This window comes from Lactobacillus sp. RTP31084st1_F9_RTP31084_210423 (assembly GCF_040919545.1).
Classification (GTDB): Bacteria; Bacillota; Bacilli; order Lactobacillales; family Lactobacillaceae; genus Lactobacillus; species Lactobacillus paragasseri.
On record NZ_JBCOVH010000001.1, the window covers coordinates 739,552 to 755,391 of the forward strand.

General features: G+C 35.8%; 13 protein-coding genes. 2 read left to right on the plus strand and 11 right to left on the minus strand.

Going from position 1 to position 15,840, the window contains the following annotated elements:
• Positions 1-14 precede the first annotated feature (14 nt).
• From rimP to AB5359_RS03705, 11 genes are all read right to left on the minus strand, one after another.
• The gene (rimP, locus tag AB5359_RS03655) at positions 15-491 is read right to left on the minus strand and encodes a ribosome maturation factor RimP (protein ID WP_048686771.1); all 477 of its coding nucleotides are present in this window, start codon (positions 489-491) and stop codon (positions 15-17) included.
• A 107-nt stretch (positions 492-598) separates the two neighbouring features.
• Positions 599-4,897: a PolC-type DNA polymerase III gene (locus AB5359_RS03660; RefSeq protein ID WP_048686769.1), complete on the minus strand. Its 4,299-nt coding sequence runs from the start codon at positions 4,895-4,897 to the stop codon at positions 599-601.
• Between the two features lie 5 nt (positions 4,898-4,902).
• The gene (locus AB5359_RS03665; protein ID WP_048686767.1) at positions 4,903-6,600 is read right to left on the minus strand and encodes a proline--tRNA ligase; all 1,698 of its coding nucleotides are present in this window, start codon (positions 6,598-6,600) and stop codon (positions 4,903-4,905) included.
• A gap of 16 nt (positions 6,601-6,616) precedes the next feature.
• The gene (gene rseP, locus AB5359_RS03670) at positions 6,617-7,873 is read right to left on the minus strand and encodes an RIP metalloprotease RseP (protein WP_077410337.1); all 1,257 of its coding nucleotides are present in this window, start codon (positions 7,871-7,873) and stop codon (positions 6,617-6,619) included.
• Between the two features lie 12 nt (positions 7,874-7,885).
• Entirely contained in the window at positions 7,886-8,677 is a 792-nt protein-coding gene (locus AB5359_RS03675) for a phosphatidate cytidylyltransferase (protein WP_003649034.1), read from the minus strand.
• Between the two features lie 25 nt (positions 8,678-8,702).
• On the minus strand, positions 8,703-9,422 hold the full coding sequence (locus AB5359_RS03680) for an isoprenyl transferase (protein ID WP_048686763.1): 720 nt from the start codon (positions 9,420-9,422) through the stop codon (positions 8,703-8,705).
• Between the two features lie 18 nt (positions 9,423-9,440).
• Positions 9,441-9,998, minus strand: coding sequence for a ribosome recycling factor (frr, locus tag AB5359_RS03685; RefSeq protein ID WP_003647487.1), 558 nt, complete (start codon positions 9,996-9,998; stop codon positions 9,441-9,443).
• Positions 9,998-10,723, minus strand: coding sequence for a UMP kinase (gene pyrH, locus AB5359_RS03690; RefSeq protein ID WP_003647488.1), 726 nt, complete (start codon positions 10,721-10,723; stop codon positions 9,998-10,000). The genes frr and pyrH overlap by 1 nt, the downstream gene beginning before the upstream one ends.
• A 109-nt stretch (positions 10,724-10,832) precedes the next feature.
• Entirely contained in the window at positions 10,833-11,858 is a 1,026-nt protein-coding gene (gene tsf, locus AB5359_RS03695) for a translation elongation factor Ts (protein ID WP_003649037.1), read from the minus strand.
• Between the two features lie 37 nt (positions 11,859-11,895).
• The gene (gene rpsB, locus AB5359_RS03700; protein ID WP_003649038.1) at positions 11,896-12,681 is read right to left on the minus strand and encodes a 30S ribosomal protein S2; all 786 of its coding nucleotides are present in this window, start codon (positions 12,679-12,681) and stop codon (positions 11,896-11,898) included.
• A gap of 153 nt (positions 12,682-12,834) precedes the next feature.
• On the minus strand, positions 12,835-13,863 hold the full coding sequence (locus tag AB5359_RS03705; protein ID WP_048686761.1) for a GIY-YIG nuclease family protein: 1,029 nt from the start codon (positions 13,861-13,863) through the stop codon (positions 12,835-12,837).
• A 68-nt stretch (positions 13,864-13,931) separates the two neighbouring features.
• On the opposite strand from AB5359_RS03705, the gene AB5359_RS03710 reads away from it, so the two are divergent.
• Together AB5359_RS03710 and AB5359_RS03715 are read left to right on the plus strand one after the other, a co-directional pair.
• A complete protein-coding gene (locus tag AB5359_RS03710; protein WP_003649040.1) occupies positions 13,932-14,546 on the plus strand; it encodes a 1-acyl-sn-glycerol-3-phosphate acyltransferase in 615 nt (204 codons plus the stop codon).
• Positions 14,547-14,612: 66 nt separating this feature from the next.
• The gene (locus tag AB5359_RS03715) at positions 14,613-15,794 is read left to right on the plus strand and encodes a cyclopropane-fatty-acyl-phospholipid synthase family protein (RefSeq protein WP_003649041.1); all 1,182 of its coding nucleotides are present in this window, start codon (positions 14,613-14,615) and stop codon (positions 15,792-15,794) included.
• Positions 15,795-15,840 lie beyond the last annotated feature (46 nt).

Here is a 15,840-nt window from a genome sequence, read left to right on the forward strand (position 1 = left end):
TTTGATCATCCTTTCTAAAATTCAACTGCAAAGCGACTAGAGGCAATCGTCTTTCGAGGGATTGTTATTTCTTTGAGTCGTGTTTTGATCTTTACTTCTAAGACGATCTGATCTTGATTGAGATCTTTTAAAGTACCTTCATAAGTCTTTTCCCCATCAATTTTTTGATAAAGACTAACATGAATGTATGATCCTTTGGCGCGCTCCCAATCTTTTTCATTTTTGATTGGACGCTCTAAACCAGGAGATGAAAGCTCTAAAATATACGGCTCAGGAAAAGGATCAGGATCTAATTCATCTAACTTTTCTGATACCAATTCACTCAAATTTGCGATCTCTTCAATATCGATTCCGCCTGGGCGACGATCAACATAAATGCGAAGATAATATTGCTTCTTTTCCTTTACATATTCAACATCGACCAGTTCATCGCCTCTTGCTTCAGCTAAAGGCGTAACTACGTCTGCCACCAATTCGGTAACTTTTGTCAAATCTCTTCCTCCGTAATAAAAAGAGTGAGCATTGCTGCTCACTCGAATTTGCTATTCGAACTTCGTTCTTAGAATAGCATATTTGCTAATATTTGTAAATTAACACGCTAAAATAGTGACAATTGATTTTGATCTGGCATCCCTTCAAGAACTCCATTATTCTCAAAATATTCCATAATTGTTTGTGATACTTTTCCGCGTGTTGCAAGATCTTCTTTTGAAAGAAACTTTTGCTCTGCACGGGCAGCAACAATTTGCTTAGCAGCATTATCACCTAAACCTGGAACTGCATTAAACGGAGCTAGAATAGTATGATCATCAATAATCTTAAAGTCCATTGCTTCAGATTCATTTACATCGACCATCTTAATTTTTATACCACGTTCTAAACATTCGTTTGCAATTTCAAGAACAGTAAGTAACGACTTATCCTTAGCAGAAACATCCATTCCCTTATCTTGGATTTCCTTCATTGCAGCCTTTACTGTATTTTTTCCATGGCTCATTGCAACTAAATCAAACAAATCAGCACGAACTGAGAAATAAGAAGCATAATAAATCACTGGATAATATACCTTAAACCAGGCAATTCTAAGTGCCATTAAAATATAAGCCGTAGCATGAGCCTTCGGAAACATATACTTAATCTTCAAACAAGAAGGAATGTACCAGTCAGGAATCTTATCATTTTTCTTCAAAATTTCCATGTTTTCATCACTGATTCCCTTACCGTGACGTACAGATTCCATGGTAAAGAAAGCAACTTCTGGTTTTACTCCCCAGTGAATTAAGTCCATCATGATGTTATCACGACAACCAATTACGTTCTTTAGCTTGCAAGTGCCGTTATTAATTAAATCTTCTGCATTTCCTAACCATACATCAGTCCCGTGAGACAAACCCGAAATCTGCAATAATTCTGAAAAAGTTGTTGGCTTTGTTTCTTCAAGCATTCCGCGAACAAATTTTGTTCCAAATTCTGGAACACCTAAAGTACCAGTCTTTGACTGAATTTGCTCAGGGGTAACACCTAAAATTTCTGGACTTGAAAATAAGGACATTACTCCTGGATCATCAGGTGGAATAGTTAATGGGTCAATTCCTGATAAATCTTGCAGCATTCTGATCATAGTTGGGTCATCATGCCCTAGAATATCGAATTTCAAAATATTATCGTGAATAGAGTGGAAGTCAAAGTGCGTTGTAAGCCAAGCCGCACTTAAATCATCAGCGGGATACTGTACAGGAGTAAAGTCATAAATATCCATATTATCTGGCACAACAACAATACCAGCTGGGTGCTGGCCAGTTGTTCTCTTTACGCCGGAAGCACCAGCAGCTAAACGGTCAAGCTCAGCATTTCTTAGATGCAATTCATTTTCATCTTCATAATGCTTCACATATCCATATGCCGTCTTATCAGCAACAGTCGCAATAGTACCAGCTCTAAACGAATTATCTGGACCAAACATCACACGAATATAATTATGAGCAACTGGCTGATAGTCTCCAGAAAAGTTCAAATCGATATCAGGAACCTTATCTCCGTGGAAACCTAAGAAAGTAGCAAATGGGATATCCTGTCCATCTTTTACTAAGGGAGTTCCGCACTTAGGGCAATCTTTATCAGGTAAGTCGTAACCAGATCCATATTCCCCATTTTCAAAAAATTTAGAATATTTACATTTAGGACAACGATAATGTGGAGCTAAAGGATTAACTTCAGTAATTCCAGACATCGTCGCTACCAAACTAGAACCAACCGATCCACGAGAACCTACCAAATATCCATCTTTATTTGATTTGGCAACAAGACGCTGAGAAATAAGATAAATAACAGCATACCCGTTAGAAATAATCGAATTTAATTCAAGTTCAATTCTGTCCTCTACAATCTTAGGTAACGGTTTTCCATACAACTCATAAGCCTTATTGTAAGTCAGATCTTTCATTTCTTGATCTGCATTTTCAATATGTGGCGGATATAAGCCACTCTTAATAGGAGCAATTTCTTCAATTTGATCTGCTAACTTATTTGTATTCTCAATTACAATTTCTTTAGCAACATCTTCTCCTAAAAAGCTAAAAGCATCCAGCATTTCTTGAGTAGAATAAAAATGCAAATCAGGTAAATTCTTATTACGATTAGGATTTGATTTTTGGGCAGCTAATAAAATTTTGCGATAAATAGCTTCATGGGGCTCAACATAATGCGAGTCACCAGTTGCAACAACTGGTTTATTCAATTCTTTACCTAATTTGTAGATATTTTGAATAATTTCATGCAATTCAGCTTCATCTTTAATTAAATCATCGTCAATTAGCGTCTGGTAGGATGCAGGTGGTTGTACCTCAAGATAGTCGTAAAAGCGAGCCTTTTCACGCGCCTCATCATATCCCTTTTGCATCATTGAAATGAACACATCACCTTGCCAGCAACCACTACCAAACAATAAACCCTTATGATATTTTCTTAGTTCGGACTTAGGCGTTCTAGGTATCCGATAGAAGTATTTAGTGCTTGCTAGTGAAACAAGCTTGTACATATTCTTTAAGCCCTCTTGGTTTAAAGCAAGAACACTCATATGGCTAGGCTTAGCTCTTTTATATACTTGACCATACTTTGCATAGTCATTCATCTTACCTAAATCAGCTTCATGGAAACGAGCATTAAAAGCATCAAGTAACTTAAACATTAAATATCCTGTAGCTTCAGCATCTTGGTTAGCTCGGTGGTGATGCTCCAAAACAACATTATATTTTTTGGCTAGCGAATCAAGAGTATGTCGAGTCTGTTCAGGATGCAGCAATCTTGAAACTTCAAGAGTATCAACAACAGGTTGAGAAATTTCATCTAAGCCCGCACGACGTAAAGCAGCGTTTACAAAACCTACATCAAACTGAACATTATGTCCACATAAAGGACGATCTCCATAGAAATCTTTAAATTTCTTAATTACATCCTTTTCATCATCAGCTGCTCCAACCATTTCATCAGTAATTGATGTCAAATTAATAGTAGTATCACTTAAAGGATGATGAGGATTAATAAATTTATCAAATCTTTCAAGCACCTCACCATTTTTCATCTTAACAGCACCAATTTCGATAATAGTATCATACACTGAAGAAAGACCTGTTGTTTCAACGTCAAAAATCACATATTCACGATCACGATAATCCATTTCAGTAGGATTAAGCACGAGCAAAGCATGGTCATCAATCATATTAGCTTCATATCCATACAGGATCTTCATCTTCTCACTCGCACCAGTATGATATGCTTCTGGGAATGCTTGAACGTCAGCGTGGTCAGTAATTGCGATTGCTTTTTGACCAAACTTTTTGGCAGTTTTGATATAATCGCTAGCAGTACTAGTTGCATCTAACTGACTCATATTTGTATGAAGGTGCAGTTCAACTCGTTTTTCTTCTCCCTCATACTTTTCTTCTCGACCCTTATGTTCAATTAATTCCAAGTTTCGAATATTGAAAACAACATCATGCTGATATTGATCGTCAGCTGCATAACCTTGCATACGAGCCCAAACACCAGGCTTAATTCCTTTTAGATAATCAATTTGATCCTTATCAGAAACAAACTTCTTAAAACTGATTGAATCAGTATAGTCAGTTATTTCACCAGTAAAAATTACGCTTCCAGATTTTAATTCATGAATATCGGTATTAAAAATGTGACCTTCGATAGCTACATTACCGCTTCCATCTTCCAAATCTTGAATCTGAATAAATTTAGCCTTTTTATCAACCTTATTACTGCCCATTCTCGTACTTTTAATGGGCATCTTTTTCTTAGGTTCAGCTGGTTGCTTTTCATAGAATTCCTGCATTGCAGATTCATGTTGAGCCTGCACTTGTTCTAAACTTTTTAGATTCTCATCAATATTAGTTTCATCAACCTTGGTAGTAAACTTAATATTAAAAAAGCCATATCTTCTAAATTCGCTATTAAGTTCTGCTAAAACTTGTTCAGAAAGAAGCCCGTTTACAACATTATTTTGGGTTGGAATCAACCATTTTTCTTTTTCTAAATGTGGGGCTTGTCCTTGTAAAAATTCTCGAACCGCAGGTTTCAAATTAGTTGAATTTTGAATTGCATATGTCCAGTATTCAGGTAAATTTTTACTATTTCCATCCTTGGTCCGGACTAATAATTCAACATTTACAAACGGTTCAAATGTTTGATGGATAAGTTCATTAAGAGAACGATAAGTTTCAAAATCTAGTGGTGTATCAAAAAAAACGTGGATTTGCCACTTTCTTTCATTAGCGTATACATCCACGTTTTCAATTTCACCATTTTGGACAATATCGTTATCTTCAAACTTATCAGGAAACTTGATTTGATCTAATAGTTTTTTGAAAAGTTCGTTTTTATTTGCCACAAAAATTATCCTAACTCTTTTGTAATCATCGCATCCAAATCAGAAATGCTAATTTCCGTAGCCTTTTCATCAGTTGGACGCTTAACTTCTACAATTCCATCTTTTGCTTTTCGACCAATTGTAATTCTTAATGGTGCACCGACTAAATCTGCATCATTAAACTTAACACCTGGACGTTCATTTCTATCATCGTATAAAACATCATACTTAGTTGAAAGTTCTTTTTCAAGTTTTTCAGCCAATTCTGTTTGAGTTTCATCTTTCATCTTCATTTGAATTAAATGAATCGCAAACGGAGCAATTTCTTTTGGCCAAGCAATTCCGTTCTTAGTTAAATGCTGTTCAACTGCTGCGGAAAGCATTCTTGTAACACCAATTCCGTAAGAGCCCATGATTACAGGCTTCGCCTTACCATTGTTATCTAAGAAATCAGCACCCATCGTCTTTGTATAGTAAGTACCTAATTTAAAAATATGACCTACTTCAATACTAGTAGTAAATTTCAAAGGTAAATGATCAACTGGATCTGGTTCGCCTTCATTTGCTGTACGAATATCAGCAAATTCATCGACTTTAAAGTCACGATCTAGATTAGCGTTTTGATATTGATAATCAGTTTCATTTGCACCAACAACTACATTATAAAGGTCTTTAACCGTTTCATCAGCAACAATCTTGTCAGCCCAGTCGGCACCAATTGGTCCTACACCGCCTTTTTCCGAACCAGTAATTTCTACTAGTTCATCAGCATTGGCAGTTCTTACTTCGTCAGCATCTAAGACATGACCTAATTTAACTTCGTTAATTTCTTTATCACCACGAATCAAAACTAAGACTTTTTGATCATCGGCAATATATAAAATACTTTTAACAATTCTAGTAGCTGGTACTTTAAGAAACTCAGCCAATTTATCAATTGTGTCCATACCTGGAGTAGCTACTTTAGTTAATTCCTTTGCGTCTTCTGGTTCCTGCTTAAAGGTATCAATACTTTTAGCCATTTCAAGGTTTGCAGCATAAGTTCCCTTTTCATTTGTAGCAATTGTATCTTCACCAATTGCAGCTGGAGCTTGAAACTCAGTTGAGTTCTTTCCGCCCATTGTACCAGAGTCAGCAATAACTGGGTGAACAGTCACACCAGCACGATTAAAGATCTTTAAATATGCACCCTTTTGATCATCAAACTGTTCATCTAGTTGTTCACGAGTTGCAGCAAAACTATATCCATCAAGCATAACGAATTCTCTGCCGCGAAGAAGACCAAAGCGAGGACGATTTTCATCACGAAATTTTGTCTGAATTTGATACAAAGCAAGTGGCATTTGCTTATAGCTCTTCAAATTCTTGGCAACAATTTCAGTAAAAGTTTCTTCATGTGTAGGTCCAAGCAAACTTTCACGACCATGACGATCTTGAAGTTTAAACATTTCTGCGCCATATTTTTTATAACGACCAGATTCTTGCCAAAGAGTAGCAGGCAATAGATGAGGCATAATCATTTCAGGCACATTAATATTGTTCATTTCTTCTTCAATAATATTTTCTGCCTTACGTAATACGCGATAACCTAATGGTAAGTATGCATATACTCCAGCGGTTACCTGACGAATATAACCACCTCTAAGCATTAATTGATGACTTTTTGCTACAGCATCAGAAGGTGCCTCTTTTAATGTTGGCATAAAAAATTTTGATTGACGCATTTATTCCTCCAAAAATTTACTTAATAAAATATCGATAAATATCGTTTCCAGTTACAGCAACGATTAATAGTAATAGAATGACAAAACCAATTACATCTACAATAGCTTCCTTATCTTCAGGAATTGGCTTTCCAATAATTAGCTGAATTAGGTTAAGTAACAACTTACCACCATCTAATCCTGGAATTGGGATTAAGTTTACAATTCCTAAATTGATAGAAATCATTGCTAAAAAAGCTAGCAAATACGTAAAGCCCATATTTGAAACTTGAACTGTTTGCGAGTAAATACCAACTGGGCCAGAAAGCTTATTCAAACTAAAATGTCTAAATAAATTTCCGACTGCATTAAATATTAAACCAGTAGTACTAATACTTGTATCCCAGCCCCGTTTTAGCTTAGCTCCAAGGCTATTGTCAGGTTTGCCATAAAATCCTAATTGATAAATTCTTTGACCGTCTATTTTTCTAGCTTTGGGTTTTACTGAGAAATCTTTAACTTTGTTTTCTCTCTTTACTGTCACTTCAACAGTCTTTCCCTTGCTTTTTGCAAGTTCAGAAGCAATTTGATTGAAATTACTAATCTTCTTGTCATTAATTGCAATAATTTGATCATTAGCTTTAATACCAGCAACCTGAGCTGGTTGATTAGCAATTGTACTTCCTACTGTTGTAGTCGGAGCACCAGGAGCTGCTAAAGACCAAATAATAAATACAATAAAACCCAATAAAATATTCATAAAAGGGCCAGCAAAATTAGTTGCTAGTTTTTTTCCAACACTTGCTTCTTGAAATTGTGTATCACGTGGCGCAATTAATAATTCAGTTCCATTTTGTTCGATAATCGTTGCATCATGATCAACGGCATATGTTTTAAGCTGATCTTCATTTCCATTTTCATAGCCTTGAATAATTAGATCATCTACCAAATCCGCTGAATTAACCTGCACAGGAATACCTTCAATTGGCATTTGAGATCCAGAAGCATCGATTCGCTTTACCTTATTTTGCTTATCTAGCTGCAAAACTACAGTAGTACCTGGATCAATCTTAGCAGCATCATCAGGACCAGCTAAACGCACATAACCTCCTAATGGAAGCCATCTTATCGTATAAGTGGTCTTGGCGCGCATTTTTTGAAATAGTTTTGGTCCCATACCAATTGAAAATTCACGAACCAGAATACCGCATTTTTTTGCAACAATAAAATGTCCAAATTCATGAACAAAAACAAGTATCCCAAAAACAACTAGAAAGATTAAAATACCTTTCATTTAGCAGTTCTCCTATAAAATACCCATAAATGCAACAACAGGTAAAACGAAAAGCATGCTATCAAAACGATCTAAGATTCCGCCATGACCAGGTAGGATTTTTCCTGAGTCTTTTACACCATAAAAGCGCTTGTAAGCAGACTCAACTAAATCTCCCATTTGTCCAATAATTGACAAGAAAAAGGCTAAAATAATCATTAAAACATTATTTCTACCAGTAGGAACTAACGCAACATAAACTGCTGCAACAATTACTGCACAGATAACTGCACCAATAGAGCCTTCCCACGTTTTATTTGGACTAATTACTGGCCATAACTTATGTTTTCCGATCTTTCGACCGACCATATAAGCCGCAATATCTGTGGACCAAACTACAGCAAAAACATAACCTAAGATTGCTAATCCAAGATGAGCATTTCTAATAGCTGCCATAAAGTGGAATCCAGTACCAATATATAATGCTGCAATAGTATAAACGCCAGCGTCATCAAAAGTTACTCTATTCTTAGATAAAACTGTTCTTACCAGCATTAACATTACAAAAATATAAAAAACATCATACTTATTCAAAAAAGCTGGTAAAAACTTAAAGAATGAGTCAGGCACTGCCATAGTCAAAGTGGCCAATAATGCCAAGATAAAATCCCAAGAAACAATAATCTGTTTCTTCATGATAAAAATTTCGCTAATTCCAACTGCTGCAAAGGCACAAGCAAGGACATCAATCCAGATGCCGCCCATTAAAACAATCGGAATAAATAAAATTAAAGCTACAATAGCTGTTATTACACGTTGTTTCATTTAAAAATCTACAGTTCTAATAATTTTACAATTTTCCAAATCGACGATTACGTCCGTAGTAATCTTTAACTAATTCTTCTAAATCATTTTTATCAAAATCTGGCCATAATTTATTTGAAAAACTAAATTCAGTATAGGCCATCTGCCACAACAAGAAATTTGATAGGCGTTCTTCTCCTGAGGTTCTAATCAATAAATCGGGATCATCATATGGAGTTAAAGAATGAGTTAATAAATGATCAGAAACCATCTTTTCATCAATATCATTAGGATTTATTTCTCCTGCTTTTACCTGATGAGCAATTTTTTGAACACCAGCAGTTATCTCTCGGCGAGATCCATAATTAAAGGCAAAATTTAAGATCATTCCGGTATTATTAGCCGTATCTGACATTGCCTTTTGTGTTACCAAGTAAGTCTTCTCAGGTAATTCATCTAAAAATCCCATGATATTTACCCGGACATTATTTTCCATTAATTCAGGCATAAACTTATCAAAAAAGTCAATTGGCAAACGCATCAAATAATTTACTTCATCCGTAGGTCTTGCCCAGTTTTCAGTTGAAAAGGCATAGAGCGTTAAGACTTTGATCCCCATCTCATTTGCCGCAAGCGCAATATTTCGTATATTGTCCATTCCATGTCGATGACCAACAAAACGAGGTAAATGTCTTTTTTTTGCCCATCTGCCATTTCCGTCCATAATTATGGCTAAATGATTAAGTGATTTTTTCGATTCTGACATAGTTTATCAAGTCCTAGATTAACCTTGAGTAATTTCTTGACTCTTTTGATCTGCTAATTTGTCAATTTCTTTAGTAGCATCATCAGTTACCTTTTGAACCTGTTTTTCTAAACTACGTTGTTCGTCTTCAGTAATGTCGCCATTTTTTTCTTGACGCTTTAAAGTATCCATTGCATCACGACGAACATTACGTACTGCAATCTTTCCTTTTTCAGCAAGTTTACCTACTTGCTTAGCAATTTCTTGACGACGTTCACCAGTCAATTGTGGAATAACAATTCTAATTACAGTTCCATCGTTAGCTGGTGTAATACCAAGATCAGAAGCCAAAATAGCATGTTCAATATCATCTAAACTTGACTTGTCATAAGGAGTTACCATTAATACACGTGCTTCTGGAATACTTACACTAGACATTTGTGTAAGAGGTGTTGGTACACCATAGTAATCAACCTTAATTCCTTCTAGTAGGCTTGCATTTGCAACGCCGGCACGAATACCGCCTAATTCTTTTTGAAAGACAGCGATAGACTTTTTCATATTATCTTTTGCTTTTTCAATTACTTCATTAGCCATTATTTATCACCCTTAATTACAGTACCAATATTTTCGCCCATAACAACTTTCTTAATGTTACCAGGCTTATTAACATTAAAGACAACTAAAGGAATATTATTATCCATAGATAGCGAACTAGCTGTACTATCCATTACCTTTAAATTCTTTGAAATCAAATCAAGTTGAGTTAATTCAGAATACTTTTTAGCATTTGGATCGACCTTAGGATCAGCTGAGTAAACTCCGTCAACACCATTTTTAGCCATTAAAATAACGTCAGCGTCAATTTCGGCTGCTCTCAAGGCAGCAGTAGTATCAGTTGAGAAGTAAGGATTACCAGTACCACCACCGAAAATAACTACACGTCCTTTTTCCAAGTGGCGCATAGCTTTACGACGAATATAAGGCTCTGCAATTTGTCGCATTTCAATTGATGTTTGAACACGAGTTGGAACACCTAAATTTTCTAAACCATCTTGCAAAGCTAAGCCGTTCATAATTGTAGCTAGCATACCCATATAGTCAGCTTGAGCTCTTTCCATCCCTAAGTTTGCACCAGTTTCACCACGCCACATGTTTCCACCGCCACAAACAATTCCGATTTCAACGCCCATATCATGTACAGACTTTATTTCCTCAGCTAAGTGCTTAATAACTTCTGGATTAATACCAGTACCTTTTTCACCAGCAAGAGCTTCTCCTGAAACTTTTAAAATGATACGTTTGTACTTAATTTGACTCATAAATTTACCTCCTCATATGCTTTTATCATTTTACCATAAAATCACTGTAATATATTATACAGAAAAAAAGGGAGCAGCGCTTTAGCGTTACTCCCTTTTAAGTAAATAATTACTTCATTTGTTCACGTACTTCAGCAGCAAAGTCTTCTTGCTTCTTTTCAATACCTTCGCCAACTTCATAACGTTGGAAAGCAACTAACTTAGCTCCCTTTTCCTTCAAGAATTCACCAACAGTCTTGCTGTCGTCCATAATGTAGTTTTGTGATAAGACTGCGAATTGCTTATCAACTTGAGTATTATCGTCAATAAAGCGTTGCATCTTACCAGGAATAATCTTATCCCAAATCTTTTCAGGCTTACCTTCTTCTTTAAGTTCAGCCTTAATATCTTCCTTAGCCTTAGCTAAAATCTCATCACTTAATTGCTTTTCTGAACCATAAACAAGGTGTGGCAATGGTTTCTTGTTTACCAAAGCACGACTTTCATTATCTTGATCAATCTTGTGGTTCATCACAGCTAATTGATCAGTAATGAATTCGTCATCTAATTCTTCAGGTGAAATAACCTTAGGACTCATAGCAGCAATATGCATTGCTAAATGTTTAGCAGTAGCAGCGTCAGCACCTTCTAAAACAGTGATAACTCCAATTTGACCACCATTATGTTGGTAAGCACCAAATTCTTGGTCATCAGTCTTTTCTTCCAAAGCAAAACGACGCAAAACAATCTTTTCACCAATTGTAGCAGTTGCGTCTACAAAAGATTGAGCTAAGGTAGTACCATCAGCCATCTTTAATTCTTCAGCTGCTTCCATGTTGGCAGGTTTACCTTCAGCAATAGTCTTAGTAGCTGCATTTACCAATTTAACAAACTTATCGTTTGAAGAAACGAAGTCAGTTTCTGAGTTAACCTCAGTAATAGCTGCAACATTACCATCAACGTAAACACCAGTTAAACCTTCAGCTGCAACACGATCAGCTTTCTTAGCAGCCTTAGCCATACCCTTATCACGAAGATATTGAACTGCCTTGTCCATGTCACCGTCAACTTCTACTAATGCTTTCTTAGCGTCCATAACGCCAGCACCAGTACGTTCACGTAATTCTTTAACTAATTGAGCAGTAATTTTTGCCATTAATATGTCCTCCTACAGAACTAACAGTAAAAACAAATTAGTCTTCTGATTTTTCTACAACTTCTTCGATAGATTCTTCGTCACCGTTTTCAGCTGCAGCTTTATCAGCCATTTCCTTTTCAACGTCTTCGCTATCGTCTTGACCCTGCTTACCTTCGATAATTGCGTCAGCCATAGCACCTGAAATCAAACGAATTGCACGAATTGCATCGTCGTTTGCTGGAATAACAACATCGATTGGATCTGGATCAGTATTAGTATCAACCATAGCTACTACAGGGATACCTAAAATGTTTGCTTCGTGAACAGCTATCTTTTCTTTCTTAGGATCAACAACAAACATAACATCTGGGATTCTAGGCATATCTTCGATACCACCTAAGAATCTTTCAAGTTTTTCCATTTCCTTAGTCAAAAGTGCAACTTCCTTCTTTGGTAATACATCGAAAGTGCCGTCTTCTGACATTTCTTTTAATTGCTTTAATCTCTTAACACGGCTTTGGATAGTAGTCCAGTTAGTCAAAGTACCACCTAACCAACGTTGGTTAACATAGTATTGACCTGCACGTGTAGCTTCTTCTTTAACGGCGTCTTGTGCTTGTTTCTTAGTACCAACAAACAAGAATACACCACCGTCTTGAGCAACTGCCTTAACATAGTTGTAAGCATCATCTAACATCTTGATAGTCTTTTGTAAATCAATGATGTAGATTCCGTTTCTTTGAGTGAAAATGTAAGGAGCCATCTTTGGATCCCATCTTCTAGTTTGGTGACCAAAGTGGACACCTGCTTCAAGCAATTGCTTCATAGTAACAACTGTCATAAAAAATTCCTCCTGGTTAATTCCTCTCAAGAGGTCGTATTAAATTCTGACCAAAAATTGGCACCTAGGAATTTAATCGCTCTTGATGTGATATAAATTAAATATGCAAAATGCATACTGAAATATTGTAACGAATAAAGTTCTTAAATGCAATTAAAATTTCACATTATGTTCTTTTAGAAAATCTTCTTTCCATTTTCTTGAGTGATGTTTAAACCAATACTCTCTTTTTAAAGCCAGCCTTTTATCATCAAACTCTTCATGATAGATCATCTTTACTGGTCGCCGTGACTTCGTATACTTAGCTCCCTTTCCTTCATTATGCATTTTTAATCGATGTTTTAAATCGTTTGTAAAACCGCCATAAAAACTTCCATCATTACATAATAAACAATAAAAGTAGTAGCTTTCTTTCTTAGATTCTTTCCCTTGCTTTTTATTTTCAGAAATAATTTGCTCTATCTCAGGTGTAAATGATCCATCTGGGTTGTGAACCACAATTGCATCCCTTAAAGTTAAGCCATCGCTAGCTGTATTTCTAATTGCCTCAACCACCACTAAATTTGCATCTGCATTTCTCTTTGAAACAAATGGCTGTACCCATTTCACACTTAAATGGTTTTCTAAACAATAATGCATAATTTCACCCAAACGCTCTGGGCGATGGACCATAAACATTTTTCCTTTCATCTTTAACATATCGCTTGAAACTTTTATTATTTGTTCAAGATTAATTGCTAATTCATGTCTTGCTAAAGCCTTTTTTTCATCTGGGTTAATAACATGTCCCTTTGGAACTTTAAAATAAGGTGGGTTGACAACAACCATGTCATATTTATCTTTGCCCAACTTCTTGGGTGCCTCTAAAGCATTTAAGCAGTGTACTTCGATTCGATTTTCCAACTTGTTTAGTTCAATGCTACGTCTTGCTTGATCAGCCATATCTGCTTGGATTTCGACAGCATCATAATGAGCTCGATTAAAATATGACATATAAATACTAGCTGCGGCGTTTCCACTACATAAATCTACAACTTTATAGTTATCATGTATTTTTATCTGTGCAAAGTAGCCGAGAAGAAGTGTATCTAAAGAAAAAGAAAAAGCATCTTTTTCTTGAATAATGCGTAAATCATCATTATACATATAGTCAATTCGTTCATTAGGTTTTAATAGATCCATTTTCTATACCCTTCTAAAAATTCTTTGCTGTATTGTATAATACTATACATAAAATTGGAGGAAACAATATGTTTTATAAAATTATTCGCCCAATTGCACGTTTTATTGTATGGGTACTTAATGGACATCTGCATGTTCATCACAAAGATCGGATTCCAAAGGGAAACTATATTTTAGTAGCACCGCACAGAACTTGGTGGGAGCCAATTCTTTTTGCCTTAGCCGCTAGCCCAATGGAATTTATGTTTATGGCAAAAAAAGAACTTTTTAAAAACCCTGTACTGCGCTTTATTTTAGTGCATGCACATGCTTTTTCAGTAGATAGAGATAATCCTGGACCTTCTGCAATTAAAATTCCAGTTAAAGGATTACGAAAGAGTGACCTCTCTTTAATTATTTTTCCATCTGGAACTCGTCATTCTGAAGAACTTAAAAGTGGCGCCTTTGTAATTGCTAAAATGGCCAATAAGCCTTTAGTTCCTGTTGTCTATCAAGGGCCTCTTACTTTTAAAGGATTACTTAAGAGACAACCATTAGAGGTTTGTTTTGGCGACCCTATTTATATTCCGCGCAAAGAAAAAGTCAACAAAGAAACTACGCCTGCCTTGTACCATCAATTAGAAGAGGCATGGGATAAACTAGATAAGGAACAGAACCCTAGTTTCCACTATATTGCAAAATAATTTTTTAGTATTTTAGTTTTTTAGTGTTAGAATAACATAGTCTAATGTAGAAAAGGAGAATCAGTAATGTTAGAAAAACCTTTATATAAAATGATGCTTAGTCATTCATTCAATATTCCAGTAAAAGTTACCTACTGGGATGGAAAATCAGAAGTTTATGGAAATGGCACACCGGAAGTGGAGGTTATTTTTAACAAAAAGATTCCTTTTAAAGATATTACGAGTAATGCATCTTTAGCTTTAGGTGAAGCATATATGAATAAGGACCTTGAAATCAAGGGAAGTATTCAACAGTTAATCGAAGCAGCTTATGAAAGTAGCCAATCTTTCATGCGTGCTTCAAAATTCAGAAAATTTTTACCTAAGCAAAAGCATACTGAAAAACAAAGTCAAGAAGATATTCAGAGTCACTATGATATCGGAAATGACTTCTACAAATTATGGCTTGATCCAACTATGACTTATTCATGTGCCTACTTCACTAACGGAAATACAGATGATCTTGAAGCAGCTCAAATTGCAAAAGTGCATCATATTCTTCAAAAGCTAGATCCAAAGCCAGGTAAAACCTTGTTAGATATTGGCTGTGGTTGGGGGACACTAATGTTAACCGCAGCTAAAGAATATGGATTAAAAGTTACTGGTGTTACCTTGAGTCAAGAACAATTTGATTTAGTTAACAAAAAAATTAAAGATATGGGGCTCGAAGATCAAGCAGAAGTTTTACTTGAAGATTATCGCGAATTAGGTAATCGTGACTTTGACTATGTAACTTCCGTAGGAATGTTCGAACACGTTGGTTCTGAAAATCTAGGTGAATATTTCAAGGATGTTGCTAAATATTTAAAGCCACACGGTATTGCTTTAATTCATGGAATTACTCGTCAACAAGGCGGCGCTACTAATGCTTGGATTAATAAATATATCTTCCCCGGTGGCTACATTCCTGGTTTAGTAGAAATTGTTTCAAGAATTGAAGAAGCTAACTTGCAAATCGCCGATATGGAAATGCTTCGTCGTCACTATCAAAGAACTCTTGAAATCTGGGATAAGAACTTTAATGACCATCGCTCAGAAGTTGAAGGCATGCTGGGGGAACGATTTGCAAGAATGTGGGATATGTACCTCCAAGCCTGTGCAGCATCTTTTGAATCAGGAAACATTGACGTTATTCAATATCTATTAACCAAAGGTCCATCAGGTAAAAGCTTGCCAATGACTCGTCAGTACATGTTAAACGATAGATAATAACTTAAAAATAATTTAAGCAGTAAAAATGCTCGGTCAGTCGGCC

What these genes read in the sequence shown, in the direction of transcription:
- AB5359_RS03665 (WP_048686767.1), bottom strand. Translation starts at nt 6,600, where the DNA reads ATGCGTCAATCAAAATTTTTTATGCCAACATTAAAAGAGGCACCTTCT.
- rseP (WP_077410337.1), bottom strand. Translation starts at nt 7,873, where the DNA reads ATGAAAGGTATTTTAATCTTTCTAGTTGTTTTTGGGATACTTGTTTTT.
- AB5359_RS03675 (WP_003649034.1), bottom strand. Translation starts at nt 8,677, where the DNA reads ATGAAACAACGTGTAATAACAGCTATTGTAGCTTTAATTTTATTTATT.
- AB5359_RS03680 (WP_048686763.1), bottom strand. Translation starts at nt 9,422, where the DNA reads ATGTCAGAATCGAAAAAATCACTTAATCATTTAGCCATAATTATGGAC.
- frr (WP_003647487.1), bottom strand. Translation starts at nt 9,998, where the DNA reads ATGGCTAATGAAGTAATTGAAAAAGCAAAAGATAATATGAAAAAGTCT.
- pyrH (WP_003647488.1), bottom strand. Translation starts at nt 10,723, where the DNA reads ATGAGTCAAATTAAGTACAAACGTATCATTTTAAAAGTTTCAGGAGAA.
- tsf (WP_003649037.1), bottom strand. Translation starts at nt 11,858, where the DNA reads ATGGCAAAAATTACTGCTCAATTAGTTAAAGAATTACGTGAACGTACT.
- rpsB (WP_003649038.1), bottom strand. Translation starts at nt 12,681, where the DNA reads ATGACAGTTGTTACTATGAAGCAATTGCTTGAAGCAGGTGTCCACTTT.
- AB5359_RS03705 (WP_048686761.1), bottom strand. Translation starts at nt 13,863, where the DNA reads ATGGATCTATTAAAACCTAATGAACGAATTGACTATATGTATAATGAT.
- AB5359_RS03710 (WP_003649040.1), top strand. Translation starts at nt 13,932, where the DNA reads ATGTTTTATAAAATTATTCGCCCAATTGCACGTTTTATTGTATGGGTA.
- AB5359_RS03715 (WP_003649041.1), top strand. Translation starts at nt 14,613, where the DNA reads ATGTTAGAAAAACCTTTATATAAAATGATGCTTAGTCATTCATTCAAT.